This window comes from Bacillus sp. JNUCC-21, from assembly GCF_041222765.1.
Lineage (GTDB): Bacteria > Bacillota > Bacilli > Bacillales > Bacillaceae > Bacillus > Bacillus velezensis.
Window position 1 is genome coordinate 1,081,141 of sequence record NZ_CP166019.1, and the last position, 20,110, is coordinate 1,101,250.

General features: G+C 47.9%; 20 protein-coding genes. 18 read left to right on the plus strand and 2 right to left on the minus strand.

The window, feature by feature from the left end:
• The first annotated feature begins 12 nt into the window (after positions 1 to 12).
• The 8 genes from argC to JNUCC21_RS05645 all read left to right on the plus strand — a co-directional run bounded on the left by argC (position 13) and on the right by JNUCC21_RS05645 (position 9,664).
• Positions 13 to 1,050: an N-acetyl-gamma-glutamyl-phosphate reductase gene (gene argC, locus JNUCC21_RS05610; protein WP_369878672.1), complete on the plus strand. Its 1,038-nt coding sequence runs from the start codon at positions 13 to 15 to the stop codon at positions 1,048 to 1,050.
• Between the two features lie 22 nt (positions 1,051 to 1,072).
• Entirely contained in the window at positions 1,073 to 2,290 is a 1,218-nt protein-coding gene (argJ, locus tag JNUCC21_RS05615) for a bifunctional ornithine acetyltransferase/N-acetylglutamate synthase (RefSeq protein ID WP_015239557.1), read from the plus strand.
• Positions 2,291 to 2,304: 14 nt separating this feature from the next.
• Positions 2,305 to 3,081 carry an acetylglutamate kinase gene (argB, locus tag JNUCC21_RS05620; RefSeq protein ID WP_007409134.1) on the plus strand — a complete coding sequence of 259 codons (777 nt, stop codon included), beginning with the start codon at positions 2,305 to 2,307 and terminating at the stop codon, positions 3,079 to 3,081.
• The gene (locus JNUCC21_RS05625; protein WP_007409133.1) at positions 3,078 to 4,235 is read left to right on the plus strand and encodes an acetylornithine transaminase; all 1,158 of its coding nucleotides are present in this window, start codon (positions 3,078 to 3,080) and stop codon (positions 4,233 to 4,235) included. The genes argB and JNUCC21_RS05625 overlap by 4 nt, the downstream gene beginning before the upstream one ends.
• A 68-nt stretch (positions 4,236 to 4,303) precedes the next feature.
• Positions 4,304 to 5,362, plus strand: a complete 1,059-nt coding sequence (locus tag JNUCC21_RS05630; protein ID WP_012117273.1) for a carbamoyl phosphate synthase small subunit — start codon at positions 4,304 to 4,306, stop codon at positions 5,360 to 5,362.
• Positions 5,355 to 8,450: a carbamoyl phosphate synthase large subunit gene (locus tag JNUCC21_RS05635; protein ID WP_072588977.1), complete on the plus strand. Its 3,096-nt coding sequence runs from the start codon at positions 5,355 to 5,357 to the stop codon at positions 8,448 to 8,450. The genes JNUCC21_RS05630 and JNUCC21_RS05635 overlap by 8 nt, the downstream gene beginning before the upstream one ends.
• Entirely contained in the window at positions 8,438 to 9,409 is a 972-nt protein-coding gene (gene argF, locus JNUCC21_RS05640; RefSeq protein ID WP_012117275.1) for an ornithine carbamoyltransferase, read from the plus strand. Before JNUCC21_RS05635 ends, argF begins: the two co-directional genes overlap by 13 nt.
• Before the next feature lie 75 nt (positions 9,410 to 9,484).
• Positions 9,485 to 9,664 (plus strand): YjzC family protein, encoded by a 180-nt coding sequence (locus JNUCC21_RS05645; protein WP_003155070.1) that lies wholly within the window; start codon positions 9,485 to 9,487, stop codon positions 9,662 to 9,664.
• Between the two features lie 36 nt (positions 9,665 to 9,700).
• On the opposite strand, the gene JNUCC21_RS05650 is transcribed toward JNUCC21_RS05645, so the two are convergent.
• A complete protein-coding gene (locus JNUCC21_RS05650; protein WP_007409129.1) occupies positions 9,701 to 9,886 on the minus strand; it encodes a YjzD family protein in 186 nt (61 codons plus the stop codon).
• 259 nt (positions 9,887 to 10,145) lie between these two features.
• Between JNUCC21_RS05650 and JNUCC21_RS05655 the strand changes: the two genes are divergently transcribed.
• The 4 genes from JNUCC21_RS05655 to JNUCC21_RS05670 all read left to right on the plus strand — a co-directional run bounded on the left by JNUCC21_RS05655 (position 10,146) and on the right by JNUCC21_RS05670 (position 12,776).
• Complete coding sequence (locus JNUCC21_RS05655; protein WP_059367238.1) at positions 10,146 to 10,880, plus strand: hypothetical protein; 735 nt, start codon at positions 10,146 to 10,148, stop codon at positions 10,878 to 10,880.
• Between the two features lie 82 nt (positions 10,881 to 10,962).
• Positions 10,963 to 11,529, plus strand: a complete 567-nt coding sequence (locus JNUCC21_RS05660) for a hypothetical protein (RefSeq protein WP_007409126.1) — start codon at positions 10,963 to 10,965, stop codon at positions 11,527 to 11,529.
• Between the two features lie 89 nt (positions 11,530 to 11,618).
• Positions 11,619 to 12,572, plus strand: a complete 954-nt coding sequence (locus tag JNUCC21_RS05665; RefSeq protein WP_007409125.1) for a BMP family ABC transporter substrate-binding protein — start codon at positions 11,619 to 11,621, stop codon at positions 12,570 to 12,572.
• 12 nt (positions 12,573 to 12,584) lie between these two features.
• Positions 12,585 to 12,776 carry a ComZ family protein gene (locus tag JNUCC21_RS05670; protein ID WP_003155061.1) on the plus strand — a complete coding sequence of 64 codons (192 nt, stop codon included), beginning with the start codon at positions 12,585 to 12,587 and terminating at the stop codon, positions 12,774 to 12,776.
• 28 nt (positions 12,777 to 12,804) lie between these two features.
• Here JNUCC21_RS05670 and JNUCC21_RS05675 read toward each other — a convergent pair whose 3' ends face one another.
• On the minus strand, positions 12,805 to 13,023 hold the full coding sequence (locus JNUCC21_RS05675; protein WP_007409123.1) for a hypothetical protein: 219 nt from the start codon (positions 13,021 to 13,023) through the stop codon (positions 12,805 to 12,807).
• Positions 13,024 to 13,189: 166 nt separating this feature from the next.
• On the opposite strand from JNUCC21_RS05675, the gene JNUCC21_RS05680 reads away from it, so the two are divergent.
• From JNUCC21_RS05680 to JNUCC21_RS05705, 6 genes are all read left to right on the plus strand, one after another.
• Entirely contained in the window at positions 13,190 to 14,128 is a 939-nt protein-coding gene (locus tag JNUCC21_RS05680; protein WP_007409122.1) for a beta-ketoacyl-ACP synthase III, read from the plus strand.
• A gap of 22 nt (positions 14,129 to 14,150) precedes the next feature.
• Positions 14,151 to 15,389 (plus strand): beta-ketoacyl-ACP synthase II, encoded by a 1,239-nt coding sequence (gene fabF, locus JNUCC21_RS05685; RefSeq protein ID WP_007610580.1) that lies wholly within the window; start codon positions 14,151 to 14,153, stop codon positions 15,387 to 15,389.
• An 82-nt stretch (positions 15,390 to 15,471) separates the two neighbouring features.
• Positions 15,472 to 16,257, plus strand: a complete 786-nt coding sequence (locus JNUCC21_RS05690) for a DUF2268 domain-containing protein (protein ID WP_150941116.1) — start codon at positions 15,472 to 15,474, stop codon at positions 16,255 to 16,257.
• 173 nt (positions 16,258 to 16,430) lie between these two features.
• A complete protein-coding gene (locus JNUCC21_RS05695) occupies positions 16,431 to 17,417 on the plus strand; it encodes an ABC transporter ATP-binding protein (RefSeq protein ID WP_012117279.1) in 987 nt (328 codons plus the stop codon).
• The gene (locus JNUCC21_RS05700; RefSeq protein WP_003155053.1) at positions 17,414 to 18,403 is read left to right on the plus strand and encodes an ABC transporter ATP-binding protein; all 990 of its coding nucleotides are present in this window, start codon (positions 17,414 to 17,416) and stop codon (positions 18,401 to 18,403) included. Before JNUCC21_RS05695 ends, JNUCC21_RS05700 begins: the two co-directional genes overlap by 4 nt.
• 77 nt (positions 18,404 to 18,480) lie before the next feature.
• Positions 18,481 to 20,109 carry a peptide-binding protein gene (locus JNUCC21_RS05705; protein ID WP_007409118.1) on the plus strand — a complete coding sequence of 543 codons (1,629 nt, stop codon included), beginning with the start codon at positions 18,481 to 18,483 and terminating at the stop codon, positions 20,107 to 20,109.
• The last annotated feature ends 1 nt before the right edge of the window (position 20,110 follow it).

Here is a 20,110-nt window from a genome sequence, read left to right on the forward strand (position 1 = left end):
AAGGTGAACCCGTTGAAAATAGGTATTATAGGCGCGACTGGTTATGGAGGCGCCGAACTTGTCAGGATTCTTAACCATCACCCTTATGCAGAAGATTGTATATTATATTCATCGAGCGACGAAGGAAAAGAATATACCGCTTCATATCCGCATTTGAGGAATATAGCGTCACAATCACTTCGGCCGCTTCATATAGAAACGATCCGAAACGAAATTGATGTCATGTTCATAGCCGCGCCGCCCGGCGTTTCGGGAGAGTGGTCGCCCAAGCTGGCGGAGGCGGGTATCCCGGTCATTGATCTATCCGGCGATCTGCGGATTCAAAACCCGGCCGTGTATGAAAAGTGGTATAAGCGGAAGGCCGCTCCGAAAGGAACGATTCAAAGCGCGGTTTACGGTTTAGCTGAACTGCAAAAAGAAGAGATTCAGACTGCAAAGCTGATTGCCAATCCGGGATGTTTTCCGACGGCTGTGCTGCTCGGGCTCGCCCCGCTGGCGAAGAATAAGCTTTTACAAGATTCATTTCTGATTGTTGATGCGAAAACGGGCGTATCCGGCGCCGGCCGAAAAGCATCCATGGGCACTCATTATTCTGAGCTGAATGATAATTTCAAAATTTATAAGGTTAATGAGCATCAGCATACTCCGGAAATTGAACAGCAATTAGCGGCTTGGCAGCCCGGCACAGGCCCGATCACGTTTTCCGCTCATTTGGCGCCGATGACAAGGGGCATTATGGCGACGATGTATACGGAGGCTCCTCCGGGTATGTCTGCTGCACAGGTAAGAGAATTGTATTCCGAATTCTACAAAGATTCATATTTTGTCAGAATCAGGCCGGAAGGTGAATTTCCGGCGACGAAAGAGGTATACGGCAGCAATTTTTGTGATATCAGTGTCACTGTGGATGAAAGAACAAACCGTGCCACCATCGTTTCTGTCATAGATAATCTGATGAAAGGCGCCGCAGGGCAGGCGGTTCAAAATTTAAATATCATGAATGGCTGGCAGGAAGAAACGGGACTTACGATGACGCCAGTCTATCCATAGAACGAAAGAGGGATTCAAAAATATGATTCAGCTGAGTGAGGAAATCACGAAAATAAAAGGCGGCGTATCCTCGCCGAAAGGATTTGAGGCAAAGGGCGTGCACTGCGGTCTGCGCTATTCAAAAAAAGATCTCGGAGCGATTATCAGCGAAGCGCCTGCAGTCAGTGCAGCGGTATATACGCAGAGCCATTTTCAGGCAGCGCCGCTGAAAGTGACGCAAGCCAGCCTGAAAAAAGAGGGTGTGCTTCAGGCGGTTATCGTCAACAGCGCGATTGCCAACGCCTGTACGGGAGACCAAGGATTAAAGGACGCCTATGAAATGCGGGACGGCTTCGCGAGCCAGCTCGGCATTGAGCCGGAGCTTGTTGCGGTTTCGTCAACCGGGGTGATCGGCGAGCTTTTAGACATGAAAAAAATTCAAGCAGGCATTGAACAGCTCGGTCAAGCGCCGTCCGTATCCGGAGCATTTGAAGAAGCCATTTTGACGACGGATACAGTGACGAAACAGACGTGTTATGAACTGGTGATCGGCGGAGACATCATCACGATCGGCGGAGCGGCGAAAGGCTCCGGCATGATCCACCCCAACATGGCGACAATGCTCGGCTTTGTCACAACGGACGCGGCCGTGGAAGAACAGGCGCTCAAAAACGCGCTCAGAGAGATTACGGATGTTTCATTTAACCAAATCACCGTTGACGGAGAAACATCGACGAATGACATGGTGCTTGTGATGGCAAACGGCTGCGCGGGGAATGATTGCCTGACGGATCAGCACCCTGACTGGCCGGCTTTTAAAAAGGGATTAAAGCTTGTATGCGAAGACCTTGCCAAAGATATAGCCAGAGACGGTGAAGGAGCGACGAAATTAATTGAAGCCAGAGTCGAAGGCGCGAAAAACAACCTTGAGGCGAATATTATCGCCAAAAAAATCGTCGGCTCAAGCCTTGTGAAGACCGCCGTTTACGGCACAGACGCCAACTGGGGGCGCATCATCGGCGCAATCGGGCACAGTGCGGCAAGCGTAACGGCCGAACAAGTGGAAGTTTTCCTCGGCGGCCAGTGTCTGTTTAAACACAACGAACCTCAGCCGTTTTCGGAAACTGATGCCAAGGAGTACTTATCAGGTGATGAGATTACGATTGCAGTCCGCCTGCAGGAAGGCTCCGGCAGCGGCCGGGCATGGGGCTGTGACTTAACCTATGATTATATTAAAATCAATGCGAGCTATCGCACATAACAAAGGGGAGCGGCATGAAGAAAACGATCGTTTTTAAGTGCGGCGGAAGCGTAATCCGAGAGTTATCCGCCGATTTTTTTCAAAATGTAAAAGAGCTTATGCAATCGGGCTGGAACATTGCCGTCGTCCATGGAGGCGGCCCGGACATTTCAAAAATGCTGAAAACATTGCAGATTGAAACGGAATTTGTCGATGGACAGCGGAAAACGACCAAACCGGTGCTGGAAACAGCGGAAATGGTCTTGTCAGGGACGATCAATAAATTTTTCGTAACCGAACTCGCGAAAAACGGGCTGAAAGCCGCGGGAATATCAGGAAAGGATGGCGGTCTCCTTCAAGCATCCTATCTTAATCAAGACAAATACGGAGAAGTCGGCGAAATACAAAAAACCGATCCGTCAATCATTCACGCATTAATGAAAGAAGGCATCATTCCCGTTATCGCTCCGCTTTCCATGACAAGTGATTTCGAAACGCTGAACGTCAACGCAGACGCCGCGGCATCGGCCGTCGCTTCAGCCTTACACGCCGACAAACTTTTATTTGTCACGGATGTCGAAGGAATTATGGACGGAGAGAGCAGGCTGGATACTTTGACGCCGCAAGAGATTCAGGCCCTCATAGATGACGGCGTGATTTCAGGAGGGATGATTCCGAAGGTAAACTCGGCATTATCGGCACTGAGTGAAGATGTCGAGGAAGTGATGATCGTAAACGGAAAAGGAGCGTTTTTCACCGATCAAGCCTTCCAAGGAACAAAAATCGTCAAAGAAAAGGAGAGCGTGTCATGAGCAGTCTATTTCAAACCTACAGCCGCTGGCCCATCGATATCAAAAAAGCGAAAGGGACAATTGCAGAGGATGAAAACGGAAAAACGTATCTCGATTTTATTCAGGGCATCGCCGTTTCCAATCTCGGCCATTGTCATGATGAGGTCACAGAAGCAGTGAAAGAACAGCTTGACAGCGTATGGCACGTTTCCAATCTGTTTGAAAATGATCTTCAGGAAAAAGCCGCGGCAAAGCTTGCCGAACATAGCGCGGGAGATCTCGTTTTCTTCTGCAACAGCGGGGCCGAAGCGAATGAAGGCGCCATTAAGCTTGCCCGTAAAGCAACGGGAAAGACAAAAATTGTAACATTTCATCAATCCTTTCACGGGCGGACCTATGCGGGGATGGCCGCCACCGGACAAGACAAAATCAAGACCGGTTTCGGACCGATGCTTCAAGGCTTTCACTATCTTCCGTTCAATGATCCGTCGGCATTCAGCACGCTTTCAAAAGAGGATGATATCGCCGCCGTCATGCTTGAGACGGTGCAGGGAGAAGGGGGAGTCAATCCCGCCGATCCGGAATTCATCGAAGCCTTACAGACATTTTGCAAAGACAAACAGGCGCTGCTTATCGCAGACGAGATTCAAACCGGAATCGGCCGGACGGGCAAGGCATTCGGCTATGAGCATTTCGGCATCTCTCCGGACATCATCACTGCTGCGAAAGGGCTTGGAAACGGTTTTCCCGTCGGAGCCGTGATCGGCAAAAAGAAGCTTGGCGACGCCTTTACGCCGGGTACGCATGGTACGACTTTCGGCGGCAATAAGCTTGCCATGGCAGCTGTGAAAGCAACCTTGGATATTGTGTTTCAGCCGGACTTTCTCCAGGCGGCGGCAGACAAAGGATCATTTTTAAAAGCGCAGCTGAACCGTGAACTGACAGGGCCTTTTGTAAAAGAAATCCGCGGAAAAGGGTTATTAATCGGCATTGAATGCGCAGGTCCCGTGTCCGGCATCATCGGAGATCTGCAGGAACGCGGGCTTCTCGTGCTTCCGGCCGGACCGAATGTCATCAGGCTGCTCCCGCCGCTTACGGTTTCTGAAGAAGAAATGCTGTCGGCCGTCAGTATGCTGAAGGCAGCGATCGAAGCGCATTCGGCAGTGAAACGGTAATTTTTTTCGATATAAAAGTATAAAAATTCATATTTTTAATTAATTATTCATCAAGAGGTGGGCTTTAGATGAAAGGCTATTTAGTATTGGAAGACGGAACATCATTTGGCGGTGAACTTGAAAAAGAAGCCCGCTGTGTTGGCGAAGCGGTTTTTTTCACCGGAATGACGGGCTATCAGGAAGTGCTTACAGACCCGTCATATAAGGGTCAGATCATCGTCTTTACGTATCCGCTGATCGGAAACTACGGAATTAATGAAAAAGACCTTGAAAGTAAGATTCCTCAAGTCAAGGCTGTTGCCGTCTATGAAGCGTGTGAACATTTTTCTCACCATGAAGCAGTCTCAAGCTTGAGAGAGTATTTAAATAAATGGAACATCCCGCTCTTAACCGAAGTGGACACACGGGCCGTCGTCAAAACCATCCGCTCCGGCGGCACGATGAACGCTGCCGTGTCAACAACAGGAGAAATTCCGGCAGCATCCGGAACAGAAAACCCGGCGGAGCTGGCGCAGTCTGAAGACATCACGTCAATGGGGAATGGAGACCGGCATATTGCGCTGATTGATTTCGGTTATAAAAAATCAATCGCCTCGTCACTTGTAAAGCGCGGCTGTAAAGTAACGGTCATTCCGTATCAGCAGATGAACGCTGTTTACGACATTCAGCCCGACGGAATCGTGCTCTCAAACGGCCCGGGCGACCCGAAAGCGATTGCGCCGTACATGAACCGGATTACATCATTACTCAGTGATTTCCCCGCACTCGGCATTTGCCTCGGGCATCAGCTGATTGCCCTGGCTTTCGGAGGAAATACGTATAAGCTGCCGTTCGGCCACAGGGGTGCCAACCATCCCGTCATTGACCGGAAAACGAAACGGGTGTTTATGACAAGCCAGAACCACAGCTATGTCGTTGATGAAGCATCAATTGACGAAAACGAGCTGTCCATCAGATTTCATCATGTCAATGACACATCAGTGGAAGGGCTCATTCATAAGCGCCTTCCCGTATTAAGCGTCCAGTTCCACCCTGAAGCTCACCCCGGACCGGCTGAGAGCGAGTGGATATTTGATGAATTTCTAGAGAAAGTGATACCAGCAAGGAGAGAAATCGCTCATGCCTAAAGATACAACCATTTCCAGCATATTAGTCATCGGCTCCGGCCCCATCATCATCGGCCAGGCGGCAGAATTTGATTATTCAGGAACGCAGGGCTGCATGGCTCTGAAAGAAGAAGGATACCGCGTTATTCTAGTCAACAACAACCCGGCAACGATTATGACGGATGAGGCGTTTGCCGATGAAATATATTTTGAACCGCTCACAACCGACAGCATCGAGGCCATTATTGAAAAAGAAAAACCGGACGGTCTGCTTGCCAATTTGGGCGGCCAGACGGCATTGAATTTAGCCGTTAAGCTTGAAGAAGCAGGCGTGCTGAAGAAGCATCACGTCAAGCTTTTGGGAACATCGGTGGAAACCATTCAAAAAGGCGAAGACCGGGAGCAGTTCCGCGCCCTGATGAAAGAGCTTGATCAGCCCGTTCCGGAAAGCGAAATCGTCGACAACGAAGAAGACGCCCTCCGTTTCGCTGAGTCTATCGGATTTCCGGTCATTCTGAGACCGGCGTACACGTTAGGCGGAAAGGGAGGCGGAATCGCGAAAACGAAAGAAGCGTTTCAGACGCTTATTAAACAGGCGCTGTTAGCAAGCCCGATCAGCCAATGCCTCGTCGAAAAAAGCATCGCCGGATTTAAAGAAATCGAATATGAGGTCATGCGCGACAGCAATCATACATGCATCACCGTCTGCAATATGGAAAACATCGATCCCGTCGGCGTGCATACAGGGGACTCCATCGTCGTCGCACCGTCCCAGACGTTAACGGATGAAGAATATCAGATGCTGCGTTCAGCAAGCCTGGCGATTATTTCGGCGCTGGATGTGGTCGGAGGCTGCAACATTCAATTTGCGCTGGATCCGTTCAGCAAACAGTACTATGTCATTGAAGTGAACCCGCGTGTCAGCCGCTCTTCAGCTCTCGCGTCAAAAGCGACCGGCTATCCGATTGCCAAAATGGCGGCGAAACTTGCCGTCGGCTATACGCTCGACGAACTGAAAAATCCGCTGACGGGCTCTACTTATGCAAGCTTTGAACCGGCGCTTGATTATGTCATCGTCAAATTCCCGCGCTGGCCGTTTGATAAATTTAAACATGCCGACCGCACGCTCGGAACGAAGATGAAAGCGACGGGAGAGGTCATGGCGATTGAAAGAAATATGGAAGCGGCCATTCAAAAAGCGGCGGCCTCCCTTGAGCTGAAAACGATCGGCACCCGCCTGCCTGAACTCGGCGGCTGTACGATCAATCAGCTGTGGGAATTAGCGGTAACGCCGGATGACCGGAGATTTTTCGTCGTCATGGAGCTGTTAAGCCGCGGTGAAACGATAGAAGACATCCATGCCAAAACGAAAATTGACCCGTTTTTTCTCCATGTATTCCGAAATATCATCACATTGGAAAACAAGCTGATGGAAGAAGGGGATCATCTGTCTTTCCCGCTTTTAAAGCAGGCGAAGGTAAAGGGCTTCACGGATGTCATGATCGCATCTCTCACGGGAAAAACGGAAGAAGACATCCGTGCTCTCAGAAAGAAATCAGGCATCGTCCCGTCGTTTAAAATCGTAGATACATGTGCCGCTGAATTTGATGCCAAGACGAATTATTTCTACTCCACCTACCTCGGGGAAAGCGACGGAGATATCAGCCGAAAAGAGAAAAAACGCGCCCTCATCATCGGCTCAGGCCCGATCCGCATCGGTCAGGGAGTGGAATTTGATTACAGCGCCGTCCACGGCGTTCTGACCCTGCAAAAGCTGGGGTATGAAACGATTATGATCAATAACAATCCGGAAACAGTAAGCACGGATTATGAAATCGCCGACCGGCTTTATTTTGAACCGCTGACGACAGAACATATTTTGAACGTGGCGGAACATGAAAACATTGATTTTGCCATCGTCCAATTTGGGGGACAGACCGCGATCAATGCCGCTGAACCGCTGGAAAAAGCGGGCATTCCGCTGCTCGGAACATCCTTTGAAACCCTTGATGCGCTGGAGGATCGGGATCTATTTTATCAGCTGCTTGATGACCTTGACCTGAAACATGCCAAAGGCGAAACCGCTTATTCAAAAGAAGAAGCAACGGAAAAAGCAAGCCGAATCGGCTACCCCGTGCTGATCCGTCCGTCTTATGTCATCGGGGGAATGGGCATGATCATCGTTGATTCAGAAGCGCAAATGTCAGAGCTGCTGGCAAATGAAGCGAGCATGCCGTATCCGATTTTGATCGATCAGTACATTACAGGAAAAGAATTGGAGATCGATCTGATTTCCGACGGACATGAAGTATTTGTGCCGACTTACACAGAGCACATTGAACGCGCCGGCGTCCATTCGGGTGACAGTTTTGCGATTCTTCCGGGTCCGTCTGTCACACCTGATATGCAGCGGAATATAAAAGAGGCCGCCGAAAAAATCGCGGTAAAACTGGCTTTTAAAGGCATCATGAACATTCAGTTTGTCATTGATGACAAAGGGGATATTCTCGTTCTTGAAGTGAATCCGCGGGCAAGCCGCACGGTTCCTGTCGTGTCTAAGGTGATGGGGGTGCCGATGATCCCGCTTGCCGCCAGATTGCTGGCCGGCGCTTCCCTTAAAGACATCAAGCCTGAGGTTCAAAATCAGCACGGAACGGCAGTGAAATTCCCGGTTTTTTCTTCGCACGCCATTCAGGATGTGGACGTAAAGCCCGGGCCGGAAATGAAGTCGACCGGAGAAGGCATGTGTGTCGCGTTTGACGCAGAAAGCGCCCTGAAAAAAATCTACGCGCACGTCTGGGAGAAAAAAGGCAGCATCTATCTGGAAGGCTGTGATGCGGAATTGGAACGTCAGGCTCAAGAGGCGGGATTTACGGTATGCAAAGATGCGTTCCCGGCATGGGCAGAGCGAAAGGATAAAGCGGTCCATATCAATTTCAATCACTCTGAAGAAGCGCGTAAACAACGGATCGAAGCCATGACGCACGGTGTGACGGTCTTTACTGAACCGGAAACCGTAAAGGCATTTTTAGCAAGCGGCTCGGGCAAACCTCAGCCTGTATCGCTCAAAGATCTTTATCAAAAGGAAGTGGCATCATGCACACAATAAAAGCGGAACACACATTAACCCATTTGTACGGCAAAGATTTTCTTTCCTTAAAAGATGTCAGCCCGTCAGACATCAATGCGCTTCTGACAGAAGCTTCATTATTAAAACAACATCCGATACAGCCGATTTTCCAAGGGAAAACATTGGCGATGATTTTTGAAAAATCTTCAACCCGCACACGTGTGTCTTTTGAAGCGGGAATGGCCCAGCTCGGGGGAACGGGACTATTTCTTTCAAGCAGCGACCTGCAGCTTGGGCGGGGGGAGACGGTCGCGGATACGGCGAAGGTGCTGTCCGGCTTCGTTGATGCCATTATGATCCGCACCTTTGAGCATGAAAAAGTCGAAGAGCTTGCCGAGCATGCAGACATTCCCGTCATAAACGGGCTGACCGACCGGTATCACCCGTGTCAGGCACTCGCGGATCTGTTAACGATACAAGAAATAAAAGGAAAACTGAAAGGAGTAAAAGCCGCCTATATCGGTGACGGAAATAATGTAGCGCATTCACTAATGATCGGCTGCGCAAAAATGGGCTGCGACATTGCGATTGCTTCGCCGAAAGGCTATGAAGTAGAGGAAGAGGCGGTAAATGCCGCGAAAGAAGCGGCGGCTGTTTCCGGAGCGAAAATCACCCTTACCGAAAATCCGCAGGAAGCGGTGCGGGATGCAGACGTGATTTACTCCGACGTCTTCACGAGCATGGGGCAGGAGGAAGAGACGCAGCAGCGGCTGAATGTGTTTGCCCCGTATCAAGTCAACGCCTCACTCGTCAGTCTCGCCAAACCCGACTATACATTTTTGCATTGCCTGCCCGCGCATCGGGAAGAAGAGGTCACGTCCGAGATTATCGACGGCCCGAACTCTGCGGTATTTCAGCAGGCGGAAAACCGGCTTCACGCGCAAAAAGCGCTCCTGAAAGCTCTTCTTTACAAACAGGATGAACAAAAAAACCGCTGAATCTCATTCAGCGGTTTTTAATATTTCTCCGCATACAAGCGCATACTACATAAAAAAGAAAAAGGAGGAAATGACGTGGGACAGCAGCATCAATTCCGCCCGGGACAAAAAGCGCCGAATAACGGTGTGTACGTTGAAATCGGCGAAACGGGAAGCATGGTCAAAAATCCGCAAAAAATCAAGCTTACGGTGGGGGAAATGTTCCCTGAAACTTCAAACCACAACAGATTGTGGACGTATCAACGAAAACCGTGAACACAAAAAAACCTGCTGAATAGCAGGTTTTTTTATTTAATGCTGGCTTGCATCCTGTTTGACAGGCATGATCTCCGCAAGAACAAAGACAAGCACCGCAATAACTACGGCAATAACGGATGATTGCTTGAAATTGTACGCCGCGCTGTTCATGGAGGCGACCAAATAGCAGGCCATATGTGTTAAAAGGAACGTCCAAATAAAACCGATAATAAACCGCACGTTTCCACCTCGTCCTTCATTTTATTCTACGTTGTATCATACCATACATAAAGCGCGGGCGGAAGGTCATTTTCTCATCAAAAAGCGCGCCTGAAACTGACATTGCCCGCCTGTCCGGCCGTCTGATGGAAAATTCGGTTCCTGTGCTCGGGATAATAGCCAAAACATAGCAGCAAATAGGAGTTTATCCGATCCGTTTTCATTCTTCTTACATATGATAGCCAATAGAGAGATTAGGAGTAAAAGGAGGCGGGCAGGCATGGGGATTACGGAAAGATTTTTCCAATTCGGATCTGAGCTGAACGTCATCCATCTGCCGTATCGGCCGAATGGCTTCTGTATCTTTATTCTGGGGGACAGAACCCACTTTGTCAGCCGGGACTCAAGCTTTTGGCTCGAACATGAAGGGAGAAACCAGCTGTTAAATACGATGCTTGACAGAGGATACACCATTTTTAACAGCAATTTATACGGACGGCATTGGGGTTCGGAAAAAGCCGTCCTTTACGCCAGACAGCTGATGCATTATGTGCTGAAACAAGAAACCCTCAATCCGAAAATACACTTGCTCGCAGAAGGCATGGGCGCCCTTATCGCCGATCAATTGCTGCAGTCTTCAGCGGAGCATATCCGTTCAGCCGCAATGTTAGATCCTTGTCTTGACCTTCAAGCCCATTTTGAATCAGAGAAAGAAAATAAGTTTTTTTATAAGCAGTTTCTGAGGGAAACGGCACAGAGCTTCGGTGTTTCTGAAAAAGAGGCAAGCTCACTGAGCTATCAGACCATTACCGGCTGCCGCACCCGCGTGCCGGTACATATATGGCAAAGAACGACCGGAGCGCCGTACCCGTACACCCTGCATGCGAATGCGTATAAAGAAGCCCGGGAAAAGACCGGAAGCAAGACTGATATCACGTATCACCTGCTTGAGAACCCTGCGCGTATGTACAGAGCCATCTGCCGGTTTTTCCGCAGTCATGAAAAAGACCTGTAATGAATAGAATACAACAGCCATCTCTTTTCAGAGGGCTGTTTGGCTTGTGTGCGAATGAAAAACCGGAAAGGCGGCAGATGTGATGAAGACAGCGCTGATCATTGGAGCAGATGAATTTCTCGGCCTTTCATTGTGCGAACGGTTGATGGATGAGGGTGTGCATGTTGATGTCATTTTGGCAGAACCGGAGGACAAAACGAGGCAGCTGTATTTAGAAGAACGTTTAATGTGGCTCGCGAGAAACGGGCTTTTTCAAATAATAGATGAAATCGGTGAAAAGGAATACGATCGTATCTGCGTTCAATACGGGAGCGGGTGTCTGCCTGAAGAAAGGGCTGAGCCTTTATATTGGATTGTTTACAGTGAGGATCACGGAGACTGGGAAAAAAACGGTCAGCGGGATACGGCAAAAGCGATTATCCTTCCTCCCCTTTACGGTCCGTGGACAGAAGCAAAAGAAGATGGCGAAAGCAGGATCTTTTTAGAAGACGCAGTCTGCGGGCTGATGAATCAGCTTGAGGCATACGGCACAGAAGACGAAAATCAGATTATTACCCTGGAAATAAAAGAAAAAACGCAAAAAACGGAAGCGGAAGAAAAAATTAAAGAATGGAAAAGACAATTTTCATCAATATTCGACATTTTTTAAGAAATACCTTCCATGTTATGTGCATTACCGCTACAATAAACGTATATCAATTATACATGTTATGAGTTTGAAAAGGGGTTGAACATGGCTTGATCACCAGGCTTGTCATGATCTTTTCTGTCCTCCTTTTATTGAGCGGATGCGCACAAACTCCGTTTAAAGGAAAAATTGAGAAGGTCGGAATGCTTTTTCCCGATACCATCAGTGACTTGGTATGGGGCACAAAAGGTTACAAAGGTTTATTAGCGATACAATCTGAATTTAACGTTGACGTTTATTATAAAGAAAATATCAGATCCGATGAAGATATTTTAAAAGCGATAGATGATTTTCATAAAAAAGGAGTCAATCTTTTATACGGGCACGGAAATGAATACGAGGAAATCTTCAATATGATCAGCAAGGATTATCCCGACATGGAATTCGTCGTCGCAAACGGAACGGCGAAAAGCGATAATGTCACAAGCGTTCATCTTATGGGAGAAGCAATGGGTTTTTTCGGGGGAATGACAGCCGCCCATATGTCAAAAACCAATGAGGTCGGCGTCATCGCCTCCTTTTTGTGGCAGCCTGAAGTAGACGGCTTTATCAAAGGGGCGAAATATGAAAAGCCTGATATCACCGTCAACACTGAATTTACGGACCACTGGGATAACGGCAATGAAGCGCTGCATCTTTACGAGAAGTTAAAAGCGGAAGGCACGGATGTTGTATATCCGGCCGGAGACGGGTATAATGTTCCTGTCATTCAGCAAATCAAAAAAGACGGGCTTTACGCCATCGGCTATGTCGCCGAGCAATCGAATCTCGGCAAAAACACGGTGCTGACAAGCACGGTGCAAAACGTAGATAAAGCCTATACATTAATTGCCGAGCAATATAATAAAGGTACGCTCAAGAGCGGAGATCACAACTTTGATTTCAGGGAAGGAGTCGTTGAAATGGGGACGTTCAGCCCTCTGGTGGACAAAGCATTTCAAGACAAAATCTCAGACCTTGTAAAAACGTATAACCGAACAAATGAACTGCCGTCAAATGAATAGAGGTGGATACACATGCAGCATGAAAAGTCTCTTGAATTTATGCAGATCGCGATGAAATACCTGCCGGAAGCAAAGGCGGAGCTTGAGAAATCCGGCATAGATCTGTCTATGGAAATGATTCAGCCGTTTATGGACCTGTTTACATCGGTCATGGCGGAAGCGTATGAGCTTGGCAGATCTGATGCCGGGGAGCTGAATAAATAAAGAGAGCCACTTTTCATGAAGTGGCTTTTCACATGATTTTTTTCTTTATAGCGGACACCATCGGCGCGAAGTCTTTAAATACGGGCTTTAATTGATCCAGAGAGTTCATGATGGACCCCAGCTGATTCATCACGTGGTTGTAATCGATCTCTTCTTCGTTTTCAGCCTGAGGCTGCTCCGGGTTTTCTTCCGGTTCTTTATCCCGGTCTCTGGAATCGCCGAACATCATTTTGGAGAAAATATCCATAGTGAAGCCTCCTTTCGTCTTCCTTTTATTCTATGAGGAGCAGCGTCCGATAGTTTAGACGAATATATTGCCAACAGAAAAAAAATAGGGTAGAATTAGTACCTGATACTAATAATTGATCATAACTAATTAGTTTTAAATTCATTATAAAAAAGGAGTCTTTCCAATGAAAGCTGGAATTCTTGGCGTCGGCCGTTACATCCCGGAAAAAGTGCTGACAAATCATGATCTTGAACAAATGGTAGATACATCGGACGAGTGGATTCGTACGAGAACAGGTATAGAAGAAAGAAGAATCGCCGCGGAAGATATGTATTCATCCGGCATGGCCGCTGAGGCTGCGCAAAAAGCGCTTGATCAGGCCGGCATTTCCGCTGAGGAGCTTGATATGATCCTCGTGGCGACGGTTACTCCTGACCAGTCCTTCCCTACCGTTTCCTGTATGATACAAGAGAAGCTCGGGGCCAAAAAAGCGTGCGCGATGGATATCAGCGCCGCATGTGCGGGTTTTATGTACGGTATCGTAACCGCCAAACAATTCATTGAATCGCAAACATACAAACATGTCCTCGTGGTCGGCGTGGAAAAGCTCTCAAGCATTACCGACTGGGACGACCGCAATACGGCTGTGCTGTTCGGAGACGGAGCCGGAGCGGCGGTCATCGGACCGGTCAGCGACGACAGAGGCATACTGTCATTTGAGCTCGGAGCAGACGGTACAGGCGGTCAGCACTTGTACTTAGATGAAAAAGGGCATACAATCATGCATGGAAGAGAAGTATTCAAATTCGCCGTCCGGCAAATGGGTGAATCGAGTGTAAATGTCATTGAAAAAGCCGGCCTCTCCAAAGAGGACGTAGACTTTTTGATTCCGCATCAAGCAAACATCCGCATCATGGAAGCGGCACGGGAACGTTTGGAGCTTCCGGTTGAAAAGATGTCTAAAACAGTCCATAAATATGGAAACACATCCGCAGCATCCATTCCGATTTCATTAGTAGAGGAACTGGAAGCAGGCAAAATTAAAGACGGCGACGTCATCGTCATGGTCGGTTTCGGCGGAGGATTGACATGGGGCGCCATAGCAATACGCTGGGGACGATAAAAAAAAGTGAGGTGCACACAAGATGAGTAAAAAAAGAGTAGTCGTTACAGGGCTTGGAGCCCTGTCTCCGCTTGGCAACGACGCCGAAACAAGCTGGAAAAATGCAATCGGCGGCGTATCCGGAATCGGACCGATCACACGTGTGGAATCGGACGAGTATCCGGCGAAAGTAGCTGCTGAACTGAAAGATTTCAATATTGAAAATCACATGGATAAAAAAGAAGCGCGAAAAATGGACCGCTTCACGCAATACGCTGTCGTAGCCGCGAAAATGGCCGTTCAAGATGCCGGTCTTAACATCACAGACGAGATCGCGCCGAGAGTCGGCGTTTGGGTCGGGTCCGGAATCGGCGGTCTTGAAACGCTTGAATCCCAATTCGAAATCTTCCTGACAAAAGGGCCGAGAAGGGTCAGCCCGTTCTTTGTTCCGATGATGATTCCTGATATGGCGACAGGCCAAATCTCAATCGCTCTCGGAGCAAAAGGAGTCAACTCCTGTACGGTGACGGCATGTGCGACGGGAACGAACTCTATCGGTGACGCGTTTAAAGTCATTCAGCGCGGCGATGCCGATGCGATGATTACGGGCGGAACAGAAGCGCCGCTGACAAGAATGTCATTTGCAGGCTTCAGTGCAAACAAAGCCCTTTCTACAAATCCTGATCCGAAAACGGCAAGCCGCCCGTTTGATAAAAACCGTGACGGCTTTGTCATGGGAGAAGGCGCGGGGATCATCGTGCTTGAAGAGCTTGAGCATGCCCTTGCCCGCGGTGCGAAAATCTACGGGGAAATTGTCGGCTACGGCTCAACGGGTGACGCCTACCACATTACCGCACCTGCCCAAGACGGGGAAGGCGGTGCGAGAGCGATGCAGGAAGCAATCAAAGATGCGGGCATCAAGCCTGAAGAAATTGATTACATCAACGCTCACGGCACAAGCACGTACTACAATGATAAATACGAGACAAAAGCCATTAAGACCGTTTTCGGTGATCATGCGTACAAGCTTGCCGTCAGTTCGACAAAATCAATGACGGGTCATTTGTTAGGCGCTGCCGGAGGAATTGAAGCAATCTTCTCCGTCATGGCCATTAAAGACGGCATTATCCCGCCGACGATTAACATCGAAACACCTGATGAAGAGTGTGATTTAGATTATGTACCGGACAAAGCGCGCGAGCAGGATGTCAACGTCGTTCTCAGCAACTCGCTCGGCTTCGGCGGACATAATGCCACTTTGATCTTTAAAAAATATCAATAATACAGTTTTGACCGGCTGCCTGAAAAAGGTGGCCGGTTTTTTTGTGCGTGCATATGATAACAACAAGAGGAGGCGAACCGGTATGAGCGTCAAGCAGACATATCAATGGATGGAAAAGGCGGCATCCGTAAATAATCTGGCCCCGCATCTTTTGCCGCTTTTTTCAGGGGCCGATAAGAAAGAGTGGAAGCCGATACTCGGCATGCTGCAAAACCACGGCATGTTCCGCCATTTGAAGGACGGCGTCAGGACCAGTAAACGGCTGAAAGAAAAAGGATGCTACAGTCATATTCAAAAGGAGGAAGCCTATTTAAAAGAGAAGTGGAACGGGCCGGACGTGCCGATCGTAGTTTTGCCCGTCGATGAACGAAACCGGAAAATCCGTCAGGAATTCGGATCAAAATCCGGTCTGGCCTTTCGGGACAAAATGTTCCTCTTTCTATCGTCGGATAGTTCCAATTCAGCTGTATCCGCCCTTATGACACATGAATATAATCACGTCTGCCGGTTAGAACATGTGACAAAGGACGAAAAAGATGAGACATTTCTCGATACAATCATGATGGAGGGGCTGGCAGAATATGCTGTATATGAGCGGTTCGGCTCAAGTCTTACGGCGGAATGGACGTCCTACTATACGCCTGAGCAGCTTGATTTTCTGTTTGAAAAAAGAGTCAAGCCGAACCTCCGCTTAACGAGAGACAGCAGAATGTTTTCCCAGCTGTTATACGGAAAAGGATACTTCCCCTCAATGCTCGGCTATGCTGTCGGATTCAATATAGTAAAAAAATATTTAACCGACCATCAAAAAACAGTAAAAGAAGCATTGGCCATCCCTTCAAAAACCTTTCTGGAGGCAACGCATTAATAGATTAAAAGAATGGAAATTATTTAAGGATATTACATTTATCCTAAAAAATTCTTGCTTTTGTAATAATGATGTAATAATATACAACTATAAAATTTTTCGACTATTCTATATTTTGTGATAGCGAAACGTATGTTTCCCTCTGCTTCAGCGGAATGAGAAAGGGGCGTATCATGAGCACACTATTAGAAGTGAATAATTTAAAGACCTATTTTTTCAGAAAGAAACAGCCGATCCCCGCAGTCGACGGGGTTGATTTTCACATTAACAAAGGCGAAACCGTCGCTCTTGTAGGAGAATCCGGCTCGGGCAAAAGCATCACCTCGCTTTCTATTATGGGACTTGTCCAAAGCTCGGGCGGAAAAATTATGGACGGATCGATTAAGCTTGAAGGCAGGGACCTGGCCTCCTTCACCGAAAACGAATATTGCAAAATCCGCGGAAATGACGTCTCTATGATCTTTCAGGAGCCCATGACTTCCCTGAATCCGGTGCTGACCATCGGCGAACAAATTACCGAAGTGCTTGAATACCATAAAAAAATGAATAAAAGAGAAGCGTCCAAAAAAGCCGTTGAGCTTCTGGAACTCGTCGGATTCTCCAGAGCGGAACAAGTAATGAAAGAATATCCGCACCGTCTTTCCGGAGGGATGAGACAGAGGGTGATGATCGCCATTGCGCTCAGCTGCAATCCGAAGCTTCTGATCGCTGATGAGCCGACGACGGCGCTTGATGTGACGATACAAGCCCAAGTATTGGAGCTGATGAAAGACCTCTGCAAAAAATTCGATACTTCCATTCTGCTGATCACTCACGATTTAGGTGTGGTTTCCGAAGCCGCCGACAGGGTGATCGTGATGTACTGCGGACAAGTCGTAGAGAGCGCGAGTGTGGAGGACTTATTTTTAAACCCTCTTCATCCGTATACCGAAGGGCTGTTAAACTCCATACCGGTGATAGATGGAGAGATTGATACATTAAAAGCGATCAAAGGCAGTGTCCCGACACCGGATAATCTTCCGGAAGGCTGCCGATTCGCCCCGAGGTGTTCAAAAGCGATGGACAAATGTAAAACAGGGCAGCCGGAGCTGATAACGCATGAAAGCGGCCGTTCTGTAAGATGTTTTTTATATGAGGAAGAGGGTGCCCAATCAAAATGACAGCTGCAGGCCAAGAAACGATTTTAGAGCTGAAAGACGTAAAAAAATATTTCCCGATCCGCTCCGGTTTTTTTCAAAGGAAAGTCGGTGATATAAAGGCTGTTGACGGTGTTTCTTTTTCACTGAAGCGCGGGGAGACGCTCGGCATCGTCGGTGAATCAGGATGCGGCAAATCAACGGCGGGAAGGACGATGATCCGTTTATACAAGCCGACAGACGGCCGGATTCTATTTAAGGGTCAGGATATCTCCGGCTTATCTGAAGAAAAGCTGAGAAAAAGCGTCCGCAAAAACATCCAGATGGTCTTCCAAGATCCCTTCGCATCCCTTAACCCGAGGAAAACGCTGCGTTCCATTATTAAAGAACCGTTCCAGACTCACCATATGTACAGCATGAGCGAGCGGAACGAGCGGGTGGAGGAGCTGCTGGCGAAAGTCGGCCTTCATCCGAGCTTTGCAAACCGCTATCCGCACGAATTTTCCGGAGGGCAGCGCCAGCGGATCGGGATTGCGCGGGCTCTGACGTTGAATCCCGAGCTGATTATTGCGGATGAACCCGTTTCCGCACTCGATGTCTCCATTCAGGCCCAGGTCATCAATCTGATGGAAGAACTGCAGGATGAATTCAACCTGACCTATTTGTTTATTTCTCATGATTTGAGTGTTGTCCGCCATATCAGCGACAGAGTCGGCGTCATGTATCTGGGAAAAATGATGGAGCTGACCGATAAACACGAGCTGTACGGCAATCCGCTTCACCCTTATACGCAAGCGCTTTTGTCTTCAGTGCCCGTCACGAGAAAAAAAGACGCCGTCAAGCGGGAACGAATCATCCTGAAAGGAGAACTGCCAAGCCCGGCAAACCCGCCGAAAGGCTGCGTGTTCCACACGCGGTGCCCGATGGCCAAACCGATCTGCAAGGAACAAATCCCGGCATTTGAAGAAGCCGCTCCCGGCCATTACGTCGCCTGCCATTTATATGCCTGAAATGACAAGCATCGAGAGGGGGTATGCCGGATTACATAACCAGTTTGCTGCATATATATCACAAAGGGGGAATTGATATGAAATTACGTAAAAGCGCACTGATGATGCTAAGTGTTTTTATGGCGTTTGCCATCTTCCTGTCAGCCTGCTCCGGCTCAAAATCCACAAGCACCGAATCCAAACCGGCAGGAAAACCGCAAAAAGGCGGAGATTTGGTTGTCGGGTCAACCGGGGAACCCACACTTTTTAATCCACTTTATTCTACCGATGTTGCAAGTTCTGATATTGAAGGAATGCTTTACAGCACATTATTGGAAACTGATGAGAAATTAAACGTCAAGCCGTCGCTGGCTGAAAAAGTAACAGAAGCTGACGGGGGATTAACGTATGATGTAAAACTGAAAAAAGGCGTGAAATTCCATGATGGAAAAGAGCTGACGGCCGATGATGTTGTTTTCACCTACAGCATCCCTCTTAACAAGGATTACAACGGTGAGCGTGGCTCGGGTTTTGAGTCCCTTAAATCCGTAACGAAAAAAGGAAAATATGAAATTCAGTTTAAAATGAAGAAAAAAGATGCCTATTTCTATAATGTCGTTCTCGACAGTTACGGCATTTTGCCAAAACATATATTGGGTAAGGTGCCGGTTGCAGATCTGGGAGAGAATGAATTTAACCGTAAAAATCCAATCGGTTCCGGTCCGTTTAAGTTTGTTGAGTGGAAAAAGGGCGAGTATGTCAAACTGGAAGCAAATGATGATTACTTTGGCGGCAGACCTTACCTTGATACAGTGACAGTAAAAACAATACCTGATTCTAACGCGGCCGTGGCTCAGTTAAAAGCGGGGGATATTGATTTCTTCGTTGTGCCGGGCACAGATTTTGATACGGTTAAAACGTTTGGAAATGTGAAGGTCAAATCTGACCTTGGTTTAAACTACAGCTATATCGGCTGGAATGAGAAAAAAGAGATCTTTAAAGACAAAAAAGTGCGTCAGGCATTGACTTACGCTCTTGACAGGCAGGCAATGGTGGATCAAGTGCTGAACGGAGACGGTAAGGTAGCGGATGTTCCTGAGAGTCCGCTGTCATGGAATTATCCGAAGTCTAAAGTGCCGACATTTGATTATAATCCGAAAAAAGCAAAGCAGCTGCTAAAAGAAGCCGGATGGGAAGACCATGACGGTGACGGCTACCTTGATAAAGACGGAAAAAAATTCTCATTTGAAATTAAAACGAATCAAGGCAATAAAATTCGTGAAGATTTAGCTGTTGTCGTTCAGCAGCAATTAAAAGAAGTGGGAATCGAGGCTAAACCGCGAATTGTTGAATTCAGTGCGTTAATCGAACAGACAAGTGCCCCTAATTGGGATTATGACGCTCTTCTTCTCGGATGGAGTCTTGCAACGTTCCCGGATCAGTTCTCTATCTTCCATTCAAGCCAATCGAAAAACGGGCTGAATAATATCTGGTATAAAAACCCGAAAGTCGATAAGCTGCTTGAAGAAGCGAAGACAATTACAGACAGAAAAGAATACCAAAAGAAGTATGAAGAGATATACAAATTGATTGCTGAAGATCAGCCGTACAGCTTCTTATTCTATTACAATTACCACAGAGCGATGCCGAATAATTTACAAGGCTATGTATTCCACCCTAAAAATGACTTGTACAATATTGAAAAATGGTGGCTGGATCAAAAATAGC

What these genes read in the sequence shown, in the direction of transcription:
- argJ (WP_015239557.1), top strand. Translation starts at nt 1,073, where the DNA reads ATGATTCAGCTGAGTGAGGAAATCACGAAAATAAAAGGCGGCGTATCC.
- argB (WP_007409134.1), top strand. Translation starts at nt 2,305, where the DNA reads ATGAAGAAAACGATCGTTTTTAAGTGCGGCGGAAGCGTAATCCGAGAG.
- JNUCC21_RS05625 (WP_007409133.1), top strand. Translation starts at nt 3,078, where the DNA reads ATGAGCAGTCTATTTCAAACCTACAGCCGCTGGCCCATCGATATCAAA.
- JNUCC21_RS05630 (WP_012117273.1), top strand. Translation starts at nt 4,304, where the DNA reads ATGAAAGGCTATTTAGTATTGGAAGACGGAACATCATTTGGCGGTGAA.
- JNUCC21_RS05635 (WP_072588977.1), top strand. Translation starts at nt 5,355, where the DNA reads ATGCCTAAAGATACAACCATTTCCAGCATATTAGTCATCGGCTCCGGC.
- argF (WP_012117275.1), top strand. Translation starts at nt 8,438, where the DNA reads ATGCACACAATAAAAGCGGAACACACATTAACCCATTTGTACGGCAAA.
- JNUCC21_RS05655 (WP_059367238.1), top strand. Translation starts at nt 10,146, where the DNA reads ATGGGGATTACGGAAAGATTTTTCCAATTCGGATCTGAGCTGAACGTC.
- JNUCC21_RS05660 (WP_007409126.1), top strand. Translation starts at nt 10,963, where the DNA reads ATGAAGACAGCGCTGATCATTGGAGCAGATGAATTTCTCGGCCTTTCA.
- JNUCC21_RS05670 (WP_003155061.1), top strand. Translation starts at nt 12,585, where the DNA reads ATGCAGCATGAAAAGTCTCTTGAATTTATGCAGATCGCGATGAAATAC.
- JNUCC21_RS05675 (WP_007409123.1), bottom strand. Translation starts at nt 13,023, where the DNA reads ATGGATATTTTCTCCAAAATGATGTTCGGCGATTCCAGAGACCGGGAT.
- JNUCC21_RS05680 (WP_007409122.1), top strand. Translation starts at nt 13,190, where the DNA reads ATGAAAGCTGGAATTCTTGGCGTCGGCCGTTACATCCCGGAAAAAGTG.
- fabF (WP_007610580.1), top strand. Translation starts at nt 14,151, where the DNA reads ATGAGTAAAAAAAGAGTAGTCGTTACAGGGCTTGGAGCCCTGTCTCCG.
- JNUCC21_RS05690 (WP_150941116.1), top strand. Translation starts at nt 15,472, where the DNA reads ATGAGCGTCAAGCAGACATATCAATGGATGGAAAAGGCGGCATCCGTA.
- JNUCC21_RS05695 (WP_012117279.1), top strand. Translation starts at nt 16,431, where the DNA reads ATGAGCACACTATTAGAAGTGAATAATTTAAAGACCTATTTTTTCAGA.
- JNUCC21_RS05700 (WP_003155053.1), top strand. Translation starts at nt 17,414, where the DNA reads ATGACAGCTGCAGGCCAAGAAACGATTTTAGAGCTGAAAGACGTAAAA.
- JNUCC21_RS05705 (WP_007409118.1), top strand. Translation starts at nt 18,481, where the DNA reads ATGAAATTACGTAAAAGCGCACTGATGATGCTAAGTGTTTTTATGGCG.